The sequence below is a fragment of the Rubrivirga litoralis genome (genome assembly GCF_031846415.1).
GTDB classification, from domain to species: Bacteria; Bacteroidota; Rhodothermia; order Rhodothermales; family Rubricoccaceae; genus Rubrivirga; species Rubrivirga litoralis.
Map to the genome: position 1 here is coordinate 295,148 of NZ_JAVRHT010000001.1, position 19,517 is coordinate 314,664.

The 19,517-nt window shown below is 73.2% G+C and carries 14 protein-coding genes and 1 tRNA gene; 9 read left to right on the plus strand and 6 right to left on the minus strand.

Annotation, left to right across the window (positions count from 1 at the left end; genetic code table 11):
- Positions 1-66: 66 nt before the first annotated feature.
- Both rpe and RM540_RS01235 read left to right on the plus strand, forming a co-directional pair.
- Entirely contained in the window at positions 67-744 is a 678-nt protein-coding gene (gene rpe / locus RM540_RS01230; protein ID WP_311661402.1) for a ribulose-phosphate 3-epimerase, read from the plus strand.
- A 58-nt stretch (positions 745-802) separates the two neighbouring features.
- A complete protein-coding gene (locus RM540_RS01235; RefSeq protein ID WP_311661404.1) occupies positions 803-1,720 on the plus strand; it encodes a hypothetical protein in 918 nt (305 codons plus the stop codon).
- 208 nt (positions 1,721-1,928) lie between these two features.
- Here RM540_RS01235 and RM540_RS01240 read toward each other — a convergent pair whose 3' ends face one another.
- The 4 genes from RM540_RS01240 to RM540_RS01255 form a co-directional block, all read right to left on the minus strand.
- A complete protein-coding gene (locus RM540_RS01240) occupies positions 1,929-4,031 on the minus strand; it encodes an ABC-F family ATP-binding cassette domain-containing protein (RefSeq protein WP_311661406.1) in 2,103 nt (700 codons plus the stop codon).
- Between the two features lie 34 nt (positions 4,032-4,065).
- The gene (locus RM540_RS01245) at positions 4,066-4,401 is read right to left on the minus strand and encodes a four helix bundle protein (RefSeq protein WP_311661408.1); all 336 of its coding nucleotides are present in this window, start codon (positions 4,399-4,401) and stop codon (positions 4,066-4,068) included.
- A gap of 86 nt (positions 4,402-4,487) precedes the next feature.
- Complete coding sequence (locus tag RM540_RS01250; protein WP_311661409.1) at positions 4,488-5,915, minus strand: undecaprenyl-phosphate glucose phosphotransferase; 1,428 nt, start codon at positions 5,913-5,915, stop codon at positions 4,488-4,490.
- Between the two features lie 238 nt (positions 5,916-6,153).
- Entirely contained in the window at positions 6,154-6,984 is an 831-nt protein-coding gene (locus tag RM540_RS01255) for an aspartate/glutamate racemase family protein (RefSeq protein ID WP_311661411.1), read from the minus strand.
- Between the two features lie 210 nt (positions 6,985-7,194).
- Here RM540_RS01255 and RM540_RS01260 point away from each other — a divergent pair.
- The 5 genes from RM540_RS01260 (at position 7,195) to RM540_RS01280 (ending at position 12,313) form a co-directional block, all read left to right on the plus strand.
- Positions 7,195-7,265 (plus strand) — tRNA-Gln (locus RM540_RS01260).
- Positions 7,266-7,348: 83 nt separating this feature from the next.
- A complete protein-coding gene (locus RM540_RS01265) occupies positions 7,349-8,365 on the plus strand; it encodes a ribose-phosphate diphosphokinase (protein ID WP_311661413.1) in 1,017 nt (338 codons plus the stop codon).
- An 85-nt stretch (positions 8,366-8,450) separates the two neighbouring features.
- Complete coding sequence (locus tag RM540_RS01270; RefSeq protein WP_311661415.1) at positions 8,451-9,104, plus strand: 50S ribosomal protein L25; 654 nt, start codon at positions 8,451-8,453, stop codon at positions 9,102-9,104.
- A 246-nt stretch (positions 9,105-9,350) separates the two neighbouring features.
- On the plus strand, positions 9,351-10,007 hold the full coding sequence (gene pth, locus RM540_RS01275; protein ID WP_311661417.1) for an aminoacyl-tRNA hydrolase: 657 nt from the start codon (positions 9,351-9,353) through the stop codon (positions 10,005-10,007).
- A gap of 59 nt (positions 10,008-10,066) precedes the next feature.
- On the plus strand, positions 10,067-12,313 hold the full coding sequence (locus RM540_RS01280) for a sodium-translocating pyrophosphatase (protein WP_311661419.1): 2,247 nt from the start codon (positions 10,067-10,069) through the stop codon (positions 12,311-12,313).
- 180 nt (positions 12,314-12,493) lie between these two features.
- Here the strand turns inward: RM540_RS01280 and RM540_RS01285 are convergent, their stop codons facing one another.
- Positions 12,494-15,379, minus strand: a complete 2,886-nt coding sequence (locus tag RM540_RS01285; RefSeq protein ID WP_311661421.1) for a M16 family metallopeptidase — start codon at positions 15,377-15,379, stop codon at positions 12,494-12,496.
- A gap of 225 nt (positions 15,380-15,604) precedes the next feature.
- Here RM540_RS01285 and sucB point away from each other — a divergent pair, with 225 nt between their 5' ends.
- On the plus strand, positions 15,605-17,551 hold the full coding sequence (gene sucB / locus RM540_RS01290) for a 2-oxoglutarate dehydrogenase, E2 component, dihydrolipoamide succinyltransferase (protein WP_311661422.1): 1,947 nt from the start codon (positions 15,605-15,607) through the stop codon (positions 17,549-17,551).
- A 66-nt stretch (positions 17,552-17,617) separates the two neighbouring features.
- Here sucB and RM540_RS01295 read toward each other — a convergent pair whose 3' ends face one another.
- Positions 17,618-18,256: a redoxin domain-containing protein gene (locus RM540_RS01295; protein WP_311661423.1), complete on the minus strand. Its 639-nt coding sequence runs from the start codon at positions 18,254-18,256 to the stop codon at positions 17,618-17,620.
- A 265-nt stretch (positions 18,257-18,521) separates the two neighbouring features.
- Between RM540_RS01295 and RM540_RS01300 the strand changes: the two genes are divergently transcribed.
- Positions 18,522-19,454, plus strand: a complete 933-nt coding sequence (locus tag RM540_RS01300; RefSeq protein ID WP_311661425.1) for a tyrosine-type recombinase/integrase — start codon at positions 18,522-18,524, stop codon at positions 19,452-19,454.
- The last annotated feature ends 63 nt before the right edge of the window (positions 19,455-19,517 follow it).

A 19,517-nucleotide genomic window follows, 5' to 3' on the forward strand; every position in this document is an offset into this window, starting at 1 on the left:
ACCGGGCGGGGCGGCGGATCCCAGCGGCGGAGCGGGCCGTCCGACACCGCCCCGCCCCCGCTCCTCATGACGCTCGCCCCTTCTGTTCTCGCCGCCGACTTTGGCCGCCTCGAAGCCCACGCCCGCGAGGCCATAGACGCCGGGGCCGACTGGCTCCACATCGACGTGATGGACGGCCACTTTGTCCCGAACATCTCGTTCGGCGTGCCCGTCATGCGCGGGCTCCGAGCGCTCGCCGACGAGACTGACACGCCGTTCGACGTCCACCTCATGATCGAGGAGCCGGACCGCTACCTCGAGGACTTCGCCGAGGCCGGGGCGTCCGTTATCACGGTCCACCAGGAGGCGTGCCCGCACCTCCACCGGACCGTCCAGGCCATCCACGCGCTCGGGTGCCGGGCCGGCGTGGCGGTCAACCCGGCCACCCCGCTCGTGATGCTCGAAGACGTCCTGGGCGACCTCGACCTCGTCCTCGTGATGTCGGTCAACCCCGGCTTCGGCGGGCAGTCGTTCATCCCGGGCTCGACGGACAAGGTCCGCCGGCTCCGCCAGATGACGAGCGGAGCGCAGACCGCCGGGGCGGGGCGGCCGCTCATCGAGGTCGACGGCGGCGTGTCGCCGGACAACGCGCGCGCCCTCCTCGACGCCGGCGCCGACGTGTTCGTCGCCGGCAGCGCCGTCTTCCGGGGCGACGTGGCCGAGAACGTGGCCGCGTTCCGCCGCGCCGAGATGCGGACGGCGTAGGGACCGCGCGCGGAGTCGGGCGTAGTCTCCCCACGCTGCCCTCGCCCACCCCGCCCGCATGTCGCCGATCCTGCCGCCCCGACCCCTCGCACTCGTCGCGGCGCTCGCGCTCGCCGCCTGCTCCGCCCCGCCCCAAGCCGAGGCCCCCGCCGTCCCCGAGGTCGCCGGTCTCTCGTCGGACCAGGTCCTGTACCTGGACGAGCTGGGCATCCCCGTGGTCGTCCCGGGCGCGACCGGGGCGTTCCGCCTGGGCGGGCTCGAAGTCGAGCGCCGCGCCGGCTCCGTCCGCTACGCGCTCGACTACCGCCGCGACGACGGCGCGTGCTTCGAGGTGAGCGGCGACACGGGCGGGATGCGCCTGCCGGACTACCCGCTCGTCTCGCAGGAGGCGATCGCGCGCGGGCTCCCCGGGCGCCCGACCGTCCGCGTGTTCGAGGCCGCCGACGACCCGGGTGCGACGAGCGCTCAGGTGTGGGGGGTGCAGACGGTGGTCTCGGAGCCGATCGCGCTCGACGGCGTCGGCGTGCTGTTCCTCAGCGACACGGCCGACGGCTGCCGGCCCGTGAGCCTCGTCGAGGCCGTCGAGGTCGTGTCCGCCCTCGAGCTCCTCCCGCGCGTTCCGGGCGGGGCGAGCGGGGGCGGCTCGGCCGCCGCGGGCGGCGACACCTACCGCCCCGCCCCCGACGTCCTCGACGGCTACAATGCGGCGTCCACGCCCGAGGCCGCCGCCGAGGCCATCGCGCGGCGGTACGAGACCGACGCCGTCGAGGTCGAGGTCGTGGAGGTGTACGACGGCGAGGCCGTGGTCCTGGTGACGGCCTACGACCTCCGCGACGACTCGGTCCGCGACGAGCGCCTGCGCCTGCTCTACCGCGACAACGGGGTCGGCACGTGGGAGCTCGTCGACGCCGGCCGCCAGGTCCGGTGCCAGGCCAGGCGCGGCCACGCGGACTGGGGCTCGCCCCCGTGCTCGTAGGCGGAGGCCGGGGCGGCAGACCGCGGCGGGCGGCCGCCGAGGTCCGAACGGGCGCGGCCGCCCCGCTCGCGCTGGGTGGGCAGGGTGGTCCAGCCGCCCCGCGCCCGAACGTCGCGCAGCGTCGGCGCGGCCAGGGCGAGGGGGCGGGGCGGCCAGGGTGAGGGGCCGGGCGGGGTGGCGAGTGCCTGACGAACTCAGCGAGCCCGTATTAGAGCGCCTCGACCTGGGCGGCCAGCCGCTCCCACCGCTTGTAGAGCCCCTTGAGGTCCGCCTTCGCCGTCGTGAGCGACGCCATCGTGGTCTCGAACTCCTTGGGCTTCGCGTAGAGGTCGGGGTCGGCCATCTGCGCCTCCAGCGTCTCGATCTCCCCCTCCTTGTCGGCGACGGACTGCTCCAACAGGTCGAGCGCCCGCTGCGCGAGGTCCGGCCCGAGCTCCTTGGCCGACGGGACCGTCCCGTCCTTCATCATGCGGTAGAGCGCGTTGCGGGCCTCGGCCTCGCGGCGCTTGTCCTCCTTCGATTTTTTGCCGCCCGAGGACTTCGCCGCCCCGCCCTTGCCCGCCCCGCCCGCTGCTTTCCCGCCCTTCGCTGGCGCGGCCGCCCCGCCCTTCGCGGGCGGCGCAGGCGTGGGCGGGGCGGTCTGGGCCGCGCCGTCGCCCGAGGGCAGGTGCTTGGCCGCCGTCCCGTTCTCGCGCTGCCACTGCGTCTCGAAGTACGTGCCGCGGTAGGTCCGCACGCCGCGGTCCTCGACGTACCACACCGACTCGGCGACGGCGTCGATAAAGTGGCGGTCGTGGCTGACGAGCACGAACGTGCCGGTGTACTGGCGGAGCGCCTCGGCGAGCACGTTCTTCGAGACCAGGTCGAGGTGGTTCGTCGGCTCGTCGAGGACGAGGACGTTGGCTGGGCTGAGGAGCGTCCGCGCGAGCGCGAGCCGCGAGCGCTCGCCGCCGGAGAGCACGGACACGCTCTTTTCGGCGTCCGAGCCCGTAAACAGGAACGCGCCGAGGAGCGAGCGGAGCTCGGTGTCGGAGTGCCCGCGCGAGACCTCCTGGAGCGACTGGAAGACGGTGTGCGACGGGTCGAGCGCCTCGGCCTGGTGCTGCGCGAAGTGGGCCATCTCAGCGCGGCGGTCCTGGCGGACCTCGCCGTCGACCGACTCCGTCCCCAGCAGGATGCGCGCGAGCGTCGACTTGCCGGCCCCGTTCTTGCCGACCAGCGCCACCTTGTCGCCCCGCTCCAGCACGAGCGGGTCGGCGTGGTCGAACACGACCGTCTCGCCGCCCTCCGGCGCGGGGTACGACTTGGCGAACGCGCCCAGCTCGACCACCTGGCGCCCGGACGCGGGCGGGTCGGGGAACCGGAACCGGATCGTATTGGCCTCGGCCGGCGGCGGCGGGATGCGCTCGAGCTTCTCGAGCATCTTGATCCGGCTCTGGGCCTGCTTCGCCTTCGTGGCCTTGGCGCGGAACCGGGCGATAAACCGCTCGGCCTCGGCGATCTCCTTTTGCTGGTTGTCGTACCGCGCCTGCCAGTGCGCCCGCCGCTCCTGCCGGGCTTCGAGGTAGTGCGAGTAGTTGCCGGCGTAGCTGTCGATCTGGCCGCGCACGAGGTCGGCCGTCGCCGTCGTCATGCGGTCGAGGAAGTAGCGGTCGTGCGAGACCAGGACGACGGCGCCGGGGTAGCCCGTGAGGTGCCCTTCGAGCCAGTCGATGGACTCGATGTCGAGGTGGTTCGTGGGCTCGTCGAGGAGCAGCACGTCGGGCTCGCCGAGCAGCATCCGCGCGAGCGTCGACCGCATCCGCCAGCCGCCGGAGAACGTCTTGAGCGGCCGGCGCATCTCGTCGGCGCTGAACCCGAGCCCCGAGAGCACGGCGGCCGCCCGCGCCTCGGCCGTGTGCGCCTCGCGCGTGACGAGCCGGTCGTGGACCTTGCTGAACCGCTCGACGAGGGCGAAGTAGTCGTCCGACGTGTGGTCGGCGTGCGCCTCCATCTGCTTCGTCAACGCCTCGGCCTCGGCCTCCAGCCGGAGCACGTCGTCGAAGGCCCGGAGCGCGTCCTCGAGCGGCGTCGTCTCGATGTCCTGCTCCTGCGTGTCCTGGCGCAGGAACCCGACGGTCGCCCCGCCCTCATAAACCACCCCGCCCGCGTCGGGCGCCTGGTCGCCGGCGATGACGCGGAGCAGCGTCGACTTGCCGGCCCCGTTCGGCCCGACGAGCCCGACCCGCTCGCCGCCACGGACGGTCCACGAGAGGCCATCGAACAGGACGCGGCCGCCGAACGCGAGATGAAGGTCGTTTACGACGAGCAATGTGGAATGCGGAAGGTTGAATGCGGAAGGTCTGCTATCTGGCCGAGTTGCGTTTCGCGTTTCGCGTGATCGCAGTCAGAATCGCAACGAGTTCGTCCGTCTCGCGCGTGATGCCGCGGAGGCGCGAGGGAGCGGTCACCTCGGCTTCGGCGAGCAGGCGGAGCCAGTACAAGCTCTCGCGGGCTTCCTTCTGAGCGATCTGGAGCTTGTGGACGAAGTCTTTCCGGCTCTCGCCGGCCTGGGCCTCCGCCACGTTCGCTCCGATGGAGGTTGCGGACCGAAGAAACTGTTTCCCGATCACCCACCCCGCCCGGTCGCTGGACTCCTGGAGCGCTCGGAACAGCCGGACAGCCCGGACACCATACGCCAACGTCCGTTCGCCGATGTCGCGTACCTGCCGTGGCTTTCCCGGCTGGTCTGCACTTCGTTCCGCGTTCAACATTCTCAATTCCGCATTCAGTGCGCGTTTTCGTGGACGAACCCGCGGAACAGGGTGAGGAAGAGGATCTTGACGTCCATGCCGAGCGACCAGTTGCGGATGTAGAAGAGGTCGAACTCGATCCGCTTCTCCAGGCTCGTGTCGCCGCGCCAGCCGTGGACCTGCGCCCAGCCCGTGATGCCGGCATTCATCTTGTGGCGGAGCATGTAACCCGGGATCTGGTGCCGGAACCCCTCGATGAGCGCCGGGCGCTCCGGCCGCGGGCCGACGACCGACATGTCGCCGCGGAGCACGTTGAGGAACTGCGGGAGCTCGTCCAGGCTCGTCCGCCGGAGGAAGGCGCCGACGGGCGTGGCCCGGGCCTCGCCGCGCCGCGACCACACCGCCCCGCTCTGGGCCTCGACGCCGACCGGCATCGAGCGGAACTTGAGGATCTCGAACGTCTGCCCGTTGAGGCCCATCCGCGTCTGGCGGTAGAGGACCGGCCCCGGCGACGACAACTTGACCGCCGCCGCGATCAGGGCCAGGAGCGGGGAGGTGAGCACGAGGGCCGCGAGCGAGAACGCGACGTCGGCCGCGCGCTTGACGATCTGGCGGACGTCGAACGGGGCCTCGTCCAAGAGGTGGATGACCGGGAGCCCGTCGACGTCGGACACGCGGCTGTTGAGGAGCAGGTCGAGGCCGAGGATGTCGGGGACGAGGCAGAGGTGGGCCGTCCGCGTCGTACACGCCTCGGCGACCGCCTCGATCTTGTCGGCGGCCGAGAGCGGGAGCGCGGCGTAGACCATGTCCACCCCGCCCAGCCGGTCCAGCACGGCGCCGATGTCGCGGACCGGGCCGATCACGCGGGGCGCCGCCTCCTGGCCCGGGTAGAACGGGTCGGCCGGCTCGGCGTCGACGGCGTCGCCGCGGTCGTCGAGGAAGCCGACCACCTCGAACCCCATCCACGGGTAGTGCTGGAACGCCCGCGCCAGCCGCTGACCGGCCTTCCCCGCGCCCACGATGAGCACGCGGCGGACATTGTGGCCGCGCTCGCGGGCCTGCCGGAGCGCGGCGTAGATGGCCGTCCGCAGGGCGACGAGGAGCGCCGACGAGATCGCCCCGAACAGGAGCATGTGGAGCCGCGAGAACGAGAACTCCCGGAAGAAGAACAGCGCCGCGACCGACGCCGCCACGCCCAGCGCGACGGCCCGCGCGACGGCGAACACCATGAGCGGGAGCCGCTGCGCCCGCCGCGTCTGGTAGAGCCCCGAGAGCAGGAACACCCCGCCCCACACGACGAGCACGAACGGCAAGAACCCCAGGTAGGCCCCGAGCGAGACCCACTCGGGCGGCGTCAGCACCTCGAACCGGACGGTCCACGCCAGCACCCACGCCAGGGCGATGAGCACGAGGTCGGCGGCGAACAGGCCGCGCTGGAGAAGGAGGCTGCGCTCGAGGAGCATCTGCGGGCAGGCCGGCGGCCTCGGCGGCCGCTAGCGTCCAGGAAAGAGGCGTCTCAAACGGCGGGGGCGGGGCGGGGCGGGCTCGGGAGCGAATCTAGAACGCGGTGTCGGCGCCCGGGGGGCACTTCTGAAGGACAGGCCGCCCCGCTCGGGCGGAGAGAAACGACGAGGCCGCTGCTCCCACCCCGCCCGCGCTCCTCCTTCTGGGGCGGGGCGGACCCGGGCGGGGCGGCCCTGCTCACCCGCCCCGCCCCGCCCGGAGGCGGGCGGGGTGGCTGGCGCGGATGAGCGCCCGCGCCAGCGCCCGCGTCGAGTTCACGAGCGGGACCCCGCCTCGCTCGGGCTCGGGGACCGCGAGCGGGAGCTCGGTGCAGCCCAGGATCACGGCCTCGGCGCCCCGGCCGATCAGGTGGTCGGCCGCGTCGAGCAGGACGGCGCGCGCGCGCGGGTCGGGCGGGGCGGACTGCGCCTTGAGGCCCCACGCGCGGCCGTAGATCGACTCCTGCACGCGGGCCTGATGCTCGGGGTTGGGGACGACGGCCTCGACGCCCGCCGCCTCCAGGCCGATCTGGTGGAGCCGGTTCTCGACCGACGACGTGGTCGCCAGCACGCCGACGCGTTCGGCGCGAGGGGCCACCTCCCGCACGCGCTCCACGATCGCGTCGACGATGTGGACGAGGCGGAGCGCGCGGTCCTCGGCGGCGAGACCGGCCACGAGCCGGTCAAAGAGGGCCGGCGCGTGGGCCGTGTTGCACGGGACGCCGGCGACGGCGCACCCGGCGTCGTCGAGCCGCCGGAGCACCTCGAGCATGGCCGGGAGCGGCGACGGCGCCGACGCGTCGGCGATCCAGGTGGCGCGGTCGGGGATGCGGCCGGGGTAGGAGACGAGCGTGACCGGCAGGTGCTCCTGGTCCGCGTGGGCGTCGGTCTCGTCGAACACGGCGCGGACGAGGCCGAGGCCGGCGTACGGGCCGAGCCCGCCGAGCACGCCGATCGCGGAGCGCTCGTCGGGGGAGGGGGCGCCGTTCAGCGCGGAGAGGGCGGGGTCTGTCACGGGCGGGGCAGGCACGGGCGGGGCAGGTACGGGTAGGGGCGGTGAAAACGACGGCAAGACGCGCTCCGGCGGGGCGGGGCGGCCGCTCTGCGAAGGGCGCGGGTTGGCCGGCGGCCCAGCGGCCCCCTAGTTTCGCAGTTCTGCGCCGAGGCGACACCGGCGGCACTGATGCCGCCTCGCCCCTTGGGTTCGCCCGTGGGGTCCGCCCCGCCCCGGCGCCGACTTTGCCCGATGGTGTAATGGCAGCACAGCAGCCTTTGGAGCTGTTTGTGGAGGTTCGAATCCTCCTCGGGCAACCGCCCCCGCCGCCCCGCCCGCAGGGCCTGCCTCCCCGCCCGCAGGGTCCGTCCTGCGAACGCCCGCCTTCCGGGTCCGCCCCGTGTCCCACCCCGCCCTCCCCGTCACGATCTTCGCCGGCCGGAGCGTGCCCGCGCTCGCCCGCGACATCGCCGCGGCCTACGGCCGCGTCGAGGGCGACCACTCGGGCGAGCTCGGCGGCGTCACGCTCCGGGACTTTTCCGACGGCGAGATCTACGTCCGCTACGACGAGTCGATTCGGGGGACCGACCTGTTCATCGTCCAGTCGACGCCGCCGCCGGCCGAAAACTGGATGGAGCTCATGCTCCTGGTCGACGCCGCGCGGCGCGCGTCGGCGGCGCGGATCACGGCCGTCATCCCGTACTTCGGCTACGCCCGCCAGGACCGGAAGGACCAGCCGCGCGTCTCGATCGCGGCGCGCATGATCGCCCGGATGCTCGAGCAGGCCGGCGTCGACCGCGTGCTCACGATGGACCTCCACGCGGCCCAGATCCAGGGGTTCTTCGACATCCCGGTCGACCACCTCTACGGGAGCGTCGTGTTCGAGCAGTGGCTGGACGAGCACTCGCGGCCGGGCGGGGCGGACGCGGATGGGCGGGGCGGGGCGGACCTCCGCGCGTTCCGCGACAACCTCGTCGTGGTCGCCCCGGACGTGGGCGCCTCGAAGGTGGCCCGGGCCTACGCCAAGCGCCTCGGCGCCGACCTCGCGCTCATCGACAAGCGCCGGCCCGAGGCCAACGTCGCCGAGGTCATGAACGTGATCGGCGACGTCGACGGCCGGAACTGCCTCCTCATCGACGACATGTGCGACACGGCCGGCACGCTCACGTCCGGCGCCCAGGCGCTCGCCGACGGCGGCGCCCTCGACGTGCAGGCCTTCTGCACGCACGCGCTCCTCTCCGGCCCGGCCATCGACCGCATCGAGGCCAGCCCGCTCAGCCGCGTCGTCGTCACCGACACGATCCCGCTCCAGCGGACGTCGCCCAAGATCGAGGTCATCTCGGTCGCCCCGCTCTTCGCCGAGTCCATCCACCGGATCGGCGCCGACGAGTCCATCTCCACCCTTTTCGTTGACTAACAACGGTACGGAGTACGAGGTACGGGGTACGCTTGCCCCTTGGCGCTAGCCGTACCGAGTACCCCGCACCCCGTACCCCCACCCCATGCAGACCGTCCACCTCGCCCCCCAGCCCCGGGACACCGGGAAGGCCGCCACGAAGGCCGTCCGCCGCGCCGGCCTCGTCCCGTGCGTCCTCTACGGCACCCACACCGAGCCCGTCCACTTTGCCGTCGAGACGCTCGCGCTGCGGCCGCTCGTGTTCACGACCGAGACGTACCGCGTGGCGCTCCCGTTCGAGGGCGAGGAGCACGAGGCCATCCTCAAGGACGTCGACTTCCACCCTGTCACCGACGTCCCGCTCCACGCCGACTTCCTGGCGCTGACGGCCGGCGAGTCGCTCACGATGACGGTCCCGGTCCGCCTCGAGGGCACGCCGGTCGGCGTGAAGGCCGGCGGCGTCCTGTCGCAGTCGCTGACCGAGCTCGAGGTCCGGGCGCTCCCGAAGGACATCCCCGGCCACATCTCGATCGACATCGAGAACCTCCAGGTGGGCGAGTCGATCCACGTCGACGACCTCTCGATCGGCGGCTCGATCGAGGTGCTCACCGACTTGGCCCGGACGATCGCCGTCGTGAGCGCGCCGCGCGCGCTCGTCGAGGAGACGGCGGACGACGCCGTCGCCGCGATCCTCGACGCCGACGTCCCTGTCGTCGGCGAGGAGGTCGAGGGCGAGGACGACGCGGCCGAGGAGGCGTAGCCCGCCCGTCCCGCCCCGCCCCGCGTGGGCGGGGCGGTCTCCCGATTCTGCCTGCGACGGGCGCCCCGGTTCGCCGTGGGCGCCCGTCGCGTTTCCGCCCCGCCCGCCGCGGGCTCCCGGGGCGGGGCGGTCGTACGCTGCCACCCCGCCCGCCTGCGGGCACCACCTGAGGCGTCCTTACGGCCCCGCCGCCGAGGGCGGCGTGGGTCCGCTTGTCTCCGACCGCACACCGTTCCCACCCCGCCCATGTCCTGGCTCTCGCGTCTCCTCGGTTCCCGCCCCGCCCCGCCCGACGGGGGCGCGCCCGACGCGGGCGGGGTGGACGTGCGCCGCCTCCTCGTCGGCCTGGGCAACCCGGGGCCGGACTACGTCGGCACGCGGCACAACGCCGGCTTCGAGGCCATCGAGCGCGCGGCGGACGCGGCGGGGATCGCCCTCGACGCTGAGGTCGGAGGCCGGGCGGGGCGGTCGGTCGTCGGCGAGGGGCTCTACCGCGGGCACGGGCTCGCGCTCGCCAAGCCGCTCACGTTCATGAACCGGAGCGGGGCGGCTTATGCCGCGCTCCTCGACCGCTACGGGCTCGACGCCGCCGACGTGCTCCTGGTCTACGACGACCTCGCGCTCCCGCTCGGGCAGGTCCGGCTGCGCGGGAAGGGGTCGGCCGGGGGGCACAACGGTGTGCAGAGCGTGATCGACGCTTTAGGAACTGCGGAATTCCCCCGCCTCCGAATCGGGCTGGGAGATAGTTTCCCCCCCGGCGGCCAGGTCGACTACGTCCTCGCGCCGTTCGACGACGGCGAGCGCGCGGCGGCCGACGCCGCGCTCGACCTCGCCGCCGAGGCCGCGCTCGCGTTCGCGCACGACGGCCTCGCGGCGGCCATGAACCAGTTCAACGGCCGCTAGCCCGCCCCGCTCGCGCCCCGGAGGGCGGGGTGGGTGCCTCCTCACCCACACCCGCTCCCATGAACGAAGACCTGCTCGCCTGGCTCGTCCCCGTCTCCGGCCTCCTCGCGCTCGGCTACGCCTTTCTCCGCACCCGGTGGGTCACGGCGCAGCCCGTCGGGACGGAGCGGATGGCCGAGATCGCCCACGACATCCAGGAGGGCGCCGCCGCCTTCCTCCGCCGCGAGTACCGCGTGCTGGCCGTGTTCGTGGTCGTCGTGGCCGCGCTCCTGCTCCTGGCCAACCTGGGCCGGGCCGACTCCAGCCCGCTCATCGCGCTCTCGTTCGTGGTCGGCGCGCTGTGCTCGGGGCTCGCGGGCTTTTTCGGGATGCGCGTGGCGACCAAGGCCAACGTCCGCACGACGAACGCGGCGCGGACGTCGCTGGGCGAGGCGCTCAACGTGGCCTTCTCGGGCGGCTTGGTCATGGGCCTCTCGGTCGTCGGGCTGGGGCTGCTCGGGCTCGGGCTCCTGTTCATCTTCTACACCGGCGCCTTCGACGGGGACGACGGCGTGCTCCAGCCGCTCGAGGTTACGCGCGTGCTCAACGTGCTGGCCGGGTTCTCGCTCGGGGCCTCCTCGATCGCGCTCTTCGCGCGCGTCGGCGGCGGCATCTACACCAAGGCCGCCGACGTCGGCGCCGACCTTGCGGGCAAGGTCTACGAGGGGATCCCGGAGGACGACCCGCGCAACCCGGCCACGATCGCCGACAACGTGGGCGACAACGTGGGCGACGTGGCCGGCATGGGCGCCGACCTTTTCGAGTCCTACGTGGGTTCCATCGTGGGAGCCATGGTGCTCGGGGCCGCGTTCGCCGGCGCGCTCGTCGATGCGGGCGGGTTGGAGCTGGGGGCCGTGCTCCTCCCGCTGGTCCTGGCGGCCGTCGGCATCGTCGTCTCGATCCTCGGGTCCTTTTTCGTCAAGGTGAGGGAGGGGGGCAACCCGCAGCGGGCGCTCAACCTGGGCGAGTTCGGGGCGGCTGCCGTCATGGCCGCGCTCGCCACGCTCATCATCCTGTGGATGATCCCGGCCGAGTTCACGGCGTCGACCCCGATCGTGGGGACGTTCGTGTACTCGGCGTGGGGGATCGTCTTTGCCGTCTGGATCGGGCTCGCGGCCGGCGTCGCGATCGGGCTCGTGACCGAGTTCTACACGGCCACCCACACGTCGCCGGTGACCGGGATCGCGCGGGCGTCGGTAACGGGCGCGGCCACCAACATCATCGCCGGGCTGGGCGTGGGCATGTACTCGACGGGCATCCCGACGCTCATCCTGGCCCTGGCGATCGTCGGCGCGTTCTCGACGGCCGGGCTCTACGGGATCGCGATCGCGGCGCTGGGGATGCTGAGCGTGACGGGCATCCAGCTGGCCGTCGACGCCTACGGGCCGATCTCGGACAACGCCGGCGGCATCGCCGAGATGGCCGAGCTCCCGCCCGAGGTCCGCGAGCGGACCGACCTGCTCGACGCGGTCGGCAACACGACGGCGGCGATCGGGAAGGGGTTCGCGATCGGGTCGGCGGCGCTCACCGCGCTCGCGCTCTTCGCCGCCTACATGCAGCAGACCGGGCTCGACGCGATCAACGTAGCCGACCCGCGCATCCTGGCCGGCGTGCTCGTCGGCGGCATGCTCCCGTTCGTGTTCTCGGCGATGGCCATGAACGCCGTGGGGCGCGCGGCCGGCGACATGATCAAGGAGGTCGGCCGGCAGTTTGCCGAGATCCCCGGGCTCCGCGAGGGGACGGCCAAGGCCGATCACGCCCGGTGCGTCGACATCTCGACGCAGGCGGCGCTCCGCGAGATGATCCTCCCGGGCGTGCTCGCCGTAGCGGTCCCGGTCGCCGTCGGGTTCTACGACCCGACGGTCTTGGGCGGCCTGCTCGTCGGCGTGACCGTGACCGGCGTGCTCATGGCCATCTTCCAGTCGAACGCGGGCGGGGCGTGGGACAACGCCAAAAAGCGGATCGAGGGCGGCGTCACGTTCGACGGCCAGACCTACGGGAAGGGCTCGGACGTCCACAAGGCGGCCGTCGTGGGCGACACCGTCGGCGACCCGCTCAAGGACACGTCGGGGCCGAGCCTGAACATCCTCGTCAAGCTCATCTCGGTCGTCGCCCTCGTCATCGCCCCGCTCATCGTCGGCGACGTGGACGTGGTCGACGAGGTCGACGTGCTCGAGATCGAGGAGGTCTCGCTCCCCGCCCCGCCCGCCGACGTCGACCCGCTCCCGCCGGCCGAGAGCGTGGGGACGGCCGACTCGGACCTGTAACCGACGCGCCGCCCCGCCCCGCCGAGGGCGGGGCGGTCGCTGTTTCCGCCCCGCCGAGGGCGGGGTGGCCACCGTTCCCACCCCGCCGCGGGCGGGGCGGATCCAGAGCCTTCTCCGAATAGGTCCGGGGCGGGCGTCATCGGACCGCCCCGCCCGCGACGTGCGAGCGGGGCGGGGCGGTTACTCGGCCGTGGCTCCGCCGTCTCCCAGGATCTCCGGGAGCAGGACGACCTGCACGTAGCGGTCCGTGTCGAGATAGCGCCGCGTCGCCTCCTGCACCGTCGCCTCGGTCGTCGCCTCCAGGAGGGCGGGGCGGGCCAGGACCTCGTCGACCGGGAGGCCGTAGCGGGCCACCTGGCCCAGCACCGACAGCCAGTAGCCGTTCTGGCGGAGCGCCGTTTGCTGCTCGCGCCGGGCGCCCTCGCGGACGTTCTGGACGAGCCGGTCCTCGGGGCCGTCGGCCTTGAGCGCTGCGATGTCGGCGAACACGGCGTCGACCAGCTCGTCGACGCGGGCGGGGTCGGCGCCGAAGCCCAGCGAGACCGTGTACTCGGGGCGCGGCTCGCGGTCCGCCCCGCCCTGGACGCGGACGCTGTACGTCCCGCCGAGGTCTTCGCGGAGCGTCTCGCGGAGCGTGGTCTCGAGGATCTGGGCGAGCGCCTCCAACTCGGCCTTGGCCTCGTCCGAGTAGGCGTTGAGCAGGCCGTGGAACACGACCTGGACGCGTGCCTGCGGCTCGACGCCCCGGTACACCGTCTTGCGGACGACGCCGTCGGGCCGGTCGACTAGGACGTCCTGCGGGACGTCGGTGCGCGGGAGCGTCGGGAGCCCGCCGAGCCAGGTCTCGACGAGCGGCTGGACCTCGGAGGGCTCGAAGGCGCCGACGAGCGAGAACGTAAAGTCGTCGGCGTCGGCGAAGCGCTCGCGCACCGCCGCGACCGACGCGTCGAGGTCGGCGGCGTCGAGGGCCGCCAGCGTGAGCGGCTGGCGGCGCGGGTGGTCGCCGGTGAGCGTGACGTTGAGCGTGTCCGAGAACGCCTTCTGCGGCGTCGCGGCCGCGTTGTCGAGGAAGGTGCGGATCTGGCCCAGCGTCGAGCCGAAGGCGTCCTCGTCGCGGCGCGGCGCGGTCATGGTGAGGTAGACGAGCTGGAGCGCGGTTTCGAGGTCGTCCGGCGAGGCCTGCCCGCGGATCCCCTCCTCGCGCTCCGAAAGCGTGGGGAGGACCGATACGGTTTGGCCGGCCAGCTTTTTCTGCAGCTCCGGCGCCGAGAACGTGCCCGCCCCGCTCGACCCGACGACGGCCGCGGCGAACTGGGTCGCGCGGTACGTGTCGAGACTGAACAGCGACGTGCCGCCCGGGCTGGTCGCCGAGATCAGGACCTCGTCGTTCTGGAAGTCGGTCGGCTTGAGGAGCACGCGGACGCCGTTCGAGAGCGTCCACCGCGTGACGCCGTTGCCCAGGTCGTCGGCCTCGACCACGCGCCCCGGCGAGGGCGGGGTGGGCACGAGCGGGCCGGCGGCGACGGCGTCGTCGTAGGGCGCGAGGTCAGCGGCCTCGACGGCGGCGAGCGTCGCGCGGACCTCGGCCTCGGTCGGCGCCGCCCCGCCCTCGGTCTCGGGCAGGGCGAGCGCGACGACGCGGTTCTCCTCTTCCAGGAGCTCGCTGGCGAGGGCCGTCACCTCGTCGAGCGTGACGCCGGGGAGGACCCTGCGCGTGAGCCGGTTGCGGTCGTCGACGCCCAGCGCCGGGGCGCCTTCGAGGTCGTAGTCCACGAGGGCGCTGGCGTAGGCGCGGCTCGGCGTCTGGTCGCGCTCGGCGAGCGCCCGGTCGAGCCCGTTGAGGACCTCGGCCTTGGCCCGTTCGAGCTCGCCCTCGGTAAACCCGAACCGGCGGACCCGCTCGGCTTCGGTGAGGAGCGCTTCGAGGGCACGGAGGGCGCCCGCGCCGGGCGCGACCGCGAAGAACGAGGCGAAGTCGACCGTGCGGAGGCCGCCGCCCAGGCTGGCCCCGGCGAACGCGAACGGCGGGTCGGCGCTCTGGCGGAGCTCGCCCAGGCGCGCGTTGAGCATGGCGTTGAACAGGCTCACGACGACCGACCGCCGGTAGTCGGCCTCGGTCCGCGTCGTCTCGGGCTCGCGCTTGAGGAGGACCTGGACCTGCCCCTGCGGGAGCTCGGGGTCGGTGGCGATCACGACGAGCGTCTCGTCGTGGCCGGGCACGCTGAAGCTCGGGCGGGGCGGGGCGTCGGCGGGGGTGTCGAGGTCGCCGAACTGGTCCTCAATCATCCCGGCTACGCGGTCGGCGTCGACGTCGCCCACGACGACGACGGCCATGAGGTCCGGCCGGTAGTAGTCGTCGTAGAAGTCGCGGAGGCGCTCGGCCGTGGCCGCCTGCAGCGTCTCCTCGTCCCCGATCGGGAGCCGCTCGGCGTAGCGCGAGCCCTGGAAGATGACCGGGAACTGGACGTCGCGGACGCGCCCGCCGGCGCCCCGCCCGAGCCGGAGCTCTTCGAGCACGACGCCTTTCTCCTTGGCCACCTCCTCGGGCGTGATCGTCACGCTGCCGGCCCACTCGCGGAGCACCTCGAGGCCGGTCTCGAACGTGTCCGCCGAGTCGGTCGGGACCTGGAGCATATAGACCGTCTCGTCGAACGACGTGTAGGCGTTGACGTCCGGCCCGAACTGCATACCCGTCGACTCGAGGTAGCGGACGAGCTCCTGCTCGGGGAACGCCTCGGTCCCGTTGAACGCCATGTGCTCCAGCAGGTGGGCCAGCCCGCGCTGGTCCTCGTCTTCGAGCACGCTCCCGGCGTCGACGACGAGCCGGAGCTCGGCGCGGTCGCGGGGCTCGCGGTTTTCGCGGACGTAGTACGTCAGCCCGTTCGCGAGCCGGCCCGTGCGGACGGCCGGGTCGAGCGGGAGCGGCGTGGCGGCCGCGCCGCCGGTCGTCTCGGGCACGTCGGCCGCGGGCGGGCGCTCAGGCCGCGTCGCCTCGGGCGGGGCGGTCTGCGTGGTGGCGCAGCCGGCGCCGACGAAGACGAGGGCGGCGAGGAGCGGGCGGATCATGGGCGGCGGGGCGGGGCGGCGGCAATCTATCGCGGCCGCCCCGCCCTGCTCGGGACTCGCCCCGTCCCGCCCCGCCCGAGCCTTTCCGCGCGCCCGGAGCCGGCGCGGGCGGGGCGGTGGCTTTTTCGTGCGGGCTCCGGGAGCGCTACCGGGCGGGGCCGCGTATGGCTCCCGTACCTTCCCGCCCCGCCCCCTCTTTAAGCCGCGCGCCTGCGCCCCCCTTCCATGGCCCGAGTCGATGTTGTGATGCCCAAGATGGGCGAGAGCGTAATGGAAGGGACGGTGCTGGAGTGGAAGAAGGCGGTCGGCGACACGGTCGAGCAGGACGAGACGCTCCTCGAGATCTCGACCGACAAGGTCGACTCCGAGGTGCCCAGCCCCGAGGCCGGGCGCATCGCCGAGATCCTCGTTCAGGAGAACGACACGGTCGAGGTGGGCACGCCCATCGCCGTGATCGAGACGGACGTGAACGCCGACCTCGGCGGCGGCTCCGACGCCGTCCCGCCCGCCGAGGACTCGGCGGTCGAGGAGGCCGCCGAGCCGTACGACGAGACGCACCCGGTCGGCGAAGACCCGGCCGTGGAGCCCGAGGCCAAGCCCGCCGCCCCCATCGTGCGGCCCGTCGACGGTGGCGGCGGCGACGCCACCCCGCCCGCACCGGGCGGCTCGGGCGGGGCGGCCTCGGGCGGTGCAGCCGGCGGCGGCGCGCGGACCGAGGTGGTCATGCCCAAGATGGGCGAGAGCGTAATGGAAGGGACGGTGCTGGAGTGGAAGAAGGCGGTCGGCGACACGGTCGAGCAGGACGAGACGCTCCTCGAGATCTCGACCGACAAGGTCGACTCCGAGGTGCCCAGCCCCGAGGCCGGGACGCTCCTCGAGATCCTCGTCCAGGAGGGAGACACGGTCGACGTGGGCACGCCCATCGCCGTGATCGGCTCGGGCGCCGCGGCGTCGGGCGGCGGGGGCGGGGCGGGCGCCTCGGGCGACGGCGCCTCGGACGTGCCGGAGCCGTACGAGAAGAGCTACAGCAGCGCCCCCAACGAGGCCACGGCCGCCGCCGCCCCGGCCGTCCGCGAGGAGCGTGGCGCCGAGGCCGCCGCCCGCGCCACGGCCGGCGACGGCGGCCCGATCCCCCGCCGCGACGACGCGGGCAACTTTTACTCCCCGCTCGTCCGCTCGATCGCCGAGACCGAGGGGCTCTCGCTCTCCGAGCTCCAGTCGATCACGGGCTCCGGCCAGGAGGGCCGCGTGACCAAGGCCGACGTCATGGGCTTTCTCGAGTCGCGGGGCGGGGCGGGCCAGCCCGCCGAGACGCCGCAGCCCAAGAGCTACAACGCCGAGGGGTCGGGACCCGAGACCTCCGCGGCCCAGGCCGCCCCGCCCCGCCCGGCCGCGCGCCAGGCGCCGGCCGCGCCGCGCACGCGCGCCCAGGCGGCCGAGGCCTCGGCCGAGACGGGCGACCGCGTCGAGGTGATCGAGATGAACCGGATGCGGCAGCTCATCGCCGACCACATGCGGCGGTCGAAGGACACGAGCGCCCACGTCACGAGCTTCTCCGAGGTCGACGTGACCGGCCTCGTCCAGCACCGCGAGGCGCACAAGGCGGCGTTCCAGGAGCGCGAGGGCATCAAGCTCACCTACACGCCCTACTTCGTCGAGGCGGCCATCGAGCCGCTCCGCGACCACCCGCTCCTGAACTCGTCGGTCGAGGGCACGCGCATCCTGGTCAAAAAGGACTTCAACGTCGGCGTGGCGGTGGCCGTCGGCACGAAGGGCCTGCTCGTCCCGGTGATCCGCAACGCGGGCCAGCAGAACCTGACCGGCCTCGCCCACACCGTCTCCGACCTCGCTGAGCGCGCGCGCACGAAAAAGCTCCAGCCCGACGAGCTCCAGGGCGGCACGTTCACGGTCACGAATGTGGGCTCTTTGGGGAGCCTTATGGGGACGCCGATCATCAACCAGCCGCAGTCGGCCATCCTGTCGCCCGGGGCCATCGTCAAGCGCCCGGTCGTGATCGAGGTGGACGGCCAGGACGTGATCGCGATCCGCCAGATGATGTACGTCTCGCTGTCCTACGACCACCGGATCATCGACGGGGCGATGGCGGCCAGCTTCCTCGCGGCGTACCGCGCCCAGCTCGAGGCCATCGGCCCGGACTCGACGCTGCTCTAGCGGCCCGAGCCGCAGTCAGTCCGCCCCGCCCCGCCCACTCTGGGGCGCGGGCGGGGCGGCGCTCCGTCAGTCGCCGTCGGCGCTCCCGGCGTACTGGTCGACGGCCCCGGCCATCTCCTGCATCACGCGCTCCATCGACTTCTGCCCGTACGGGTAGAACGGGCCTTTGTCGCCGGCCTCCCACGCCTCGCGGAGCGCGGGCTGCGTGAGGTCCCAGTCGGGACGGATCGATCGGGTGATCTCGCGGAGGTCCTGGTGGAGCTCCGCCGTCGAGGGCCGGCCCCAGTAGTAGTACCCGTTGTACACGCGGTGGATTTCGAGGTCGGGCCGGAGCACGACCGTGTGCGGAATCATCACGTCGTGCTCGGTGTCGGTGTACTCCTTGATGTCGAGGTCCTGCTGGACGGTCCGGTCCTCGTCGTAGAGGAACGGCCAGTGGGCGTCGAGCTGCTGGCGGAGGTTGTTCGTCGTGTGCCAGTCGTCGGTCGTGATCGTGACGAGCCGCGTGGTGCCCACGACGAGCTGCTTGTAGAACGCGGACAGCCCCTGGAGCTGGACGCGGTCTTTGGGGCAGAAAAAGCCGCGGATGAGCGTGACCACCATCGGGTCGCCGCTCTGGAGGTCGGAGAGCCGGCGCGGCGTCTTGGTTTGATCCGGGAGGACGTAGTCGGGGAAGGTGGCTCCGGGGGCGAGGGAGGACGGCATGGGAAAGACCGGGCGTAGGGTGGAGGCGACGGGACGGCCGCCGATGCGGGCGGGGCGGTCGGTACCGCGCGCCGAGCCCGCGGCTCCCCCGTGCGCGCGCCTCCGGCCCGAACGGTGGGTCCGCCCACCGGCCGCTCAGGCGCCGCCCCGCCCCCGCCGCCGCCCCGCCCCGAGCGCCTGGGCGGGGCGGCCCCGGCGCGCGGCCCCTTGCCGGGCAGGGCGGGGCGGTCTACCTTCCGATAGCCGTTATCCACAACAAAAAACCGTGGCCGACCCCGCCCCGCCCCTCCGCCTCTCCGTCGTCCAGCTCGAGGAGCGCCTCGACGGGTTCGTCACCGAATACCTCAAGGACAAGAGCGAGCAGACGCGGGGGACCTACCGCCGCACGCTCAACGAGTTCGAGCGGTACCACGCGGCCCGGGCGGGGCGGCCGTCGAGCCGGTTCCGGTTCGTCGAGGCCGACGTCGAGGCGTACAAGGCGTACCTCATGGAAGAGCGCGAGCTGAGCCAGGTGTCCGTCTCGACGTACCTCACCGCGATCCGCCGGTTCTGCGACTACCTCGTCGCCCGCGGCGACCTGGCCGAAAACCCAGCGCGCGGCGTGAAGGGGAACCGCCGGCCGGAGTCCCACAGCCGCGCCGTCCTGCGCGCCGACGAGGTCGAGGCCCTGTTCGAGGCCGTCCCCGAGGCCACGCTCATCGGCCGCCGCGACCGGGCCATCATGGCGCTCATGGTGTACGGCGGCCTGAGCGAGATCGAACTCGTCCGCGCCGACGTGGACGACCTCGACCGGACGCTGATGGGGACCGTGATCCGGGTCCAGGGCAAGGGGCGGACGTCGAAGGACGCCCGCGTCCCGCTGGATGACTCCGCCCTCGGCCCGCTCGACGTGTACCTCCAGGCGCGGTCCGCCCCGCCCTCGGCCCCGCTCTTCGTCAGCCACGGGCACCGGAGCGAGGGGACCCGGCTCAACACGCGGTCGGTCCGGGGCCGCATCAACGGCCATCTCCGCTCCGCCAAGCTCAAGCGGCGTGGCGTGAGCCCGCACAGCCTCACGCACACGGCCGCGCTCATCTGGCTCAACGACGGGATGCCGGTCGAGGAGGTCCGCCGGCGGATGCGGCACGGGACGCTCGAGACGACGATGATCTCGTTCCGCAAGCAGGGGTTGCTCACGCGCGAGCCGGAGACGGAGTAGCGCGGCTCTGCGCGGGCGGGGTGGAGCCCGCGGAGCGCGCGCCCGTATGCTCCCTTTCCGCCC

Coding starts and splice junctions, on each gene's coding strand:
- RM540_RS01270 (WP_311661415.1), top strand. CDS start 8,451: ATGCAGACCGTCCACCTCGCCCCCCAGCCCCGGGACACCGGGAAGGCC.
- rpe (WP_311661402.1), top strand. CDS start 67: ATGACGCTCGCCCCTTCTGTTCTCGCCGCCGACTTTGGCCGCCTCGAA.
- sucB (WP_311661422.1), top strand. CDS start 15,605: ATGGCCCGAGTCGATGTTGTGATGCCCAAGATGGGCGAGAGCGTAATG.
- pth (WP_311661417.1), top strand. CDS start 9,351: ATGTCCTGGCTCTCGCGTCTCCTCGGTTCCCGCCCCGCCCCGCCCGAC.
- RM540_RS01280 (WP_311661419.1), top strand. CDS start 10,067: ATGAACGAAGACCTGCTCGCCTGGCTCGTCCCCGTCTCCGGCCTCCTC.
- RM540_RS01285 (WP_311661421.1), bottom strand. CDS start 15,379: ATGATCCGCCCGCTCCTCGCCGCCCTCGTCTTCGTCGGCGCCGGCTGC.
- RM540_RS01295 (WP_311661423.1), bottom strand. CDS start 18,256: ATGCCGTCCTCCCTCGCCCCCGGAGCCACCTTCCCCGACTACGTCCTC.
- RM540_RS01235 (WP_311661404.1), top strand. CDS start 803: ATGTCGCCGATCCTGCCGCCCCGACCCCTCGCACTCGTCGCGGCGCTC.
- RM540_RS01250 (WP_311661409.1), bottom strand. CDS start 5,915: ATGCTCCTCGAGCGCAGCCTCCTTCTCCAGCGCGGCCTGTTCGCCGCC.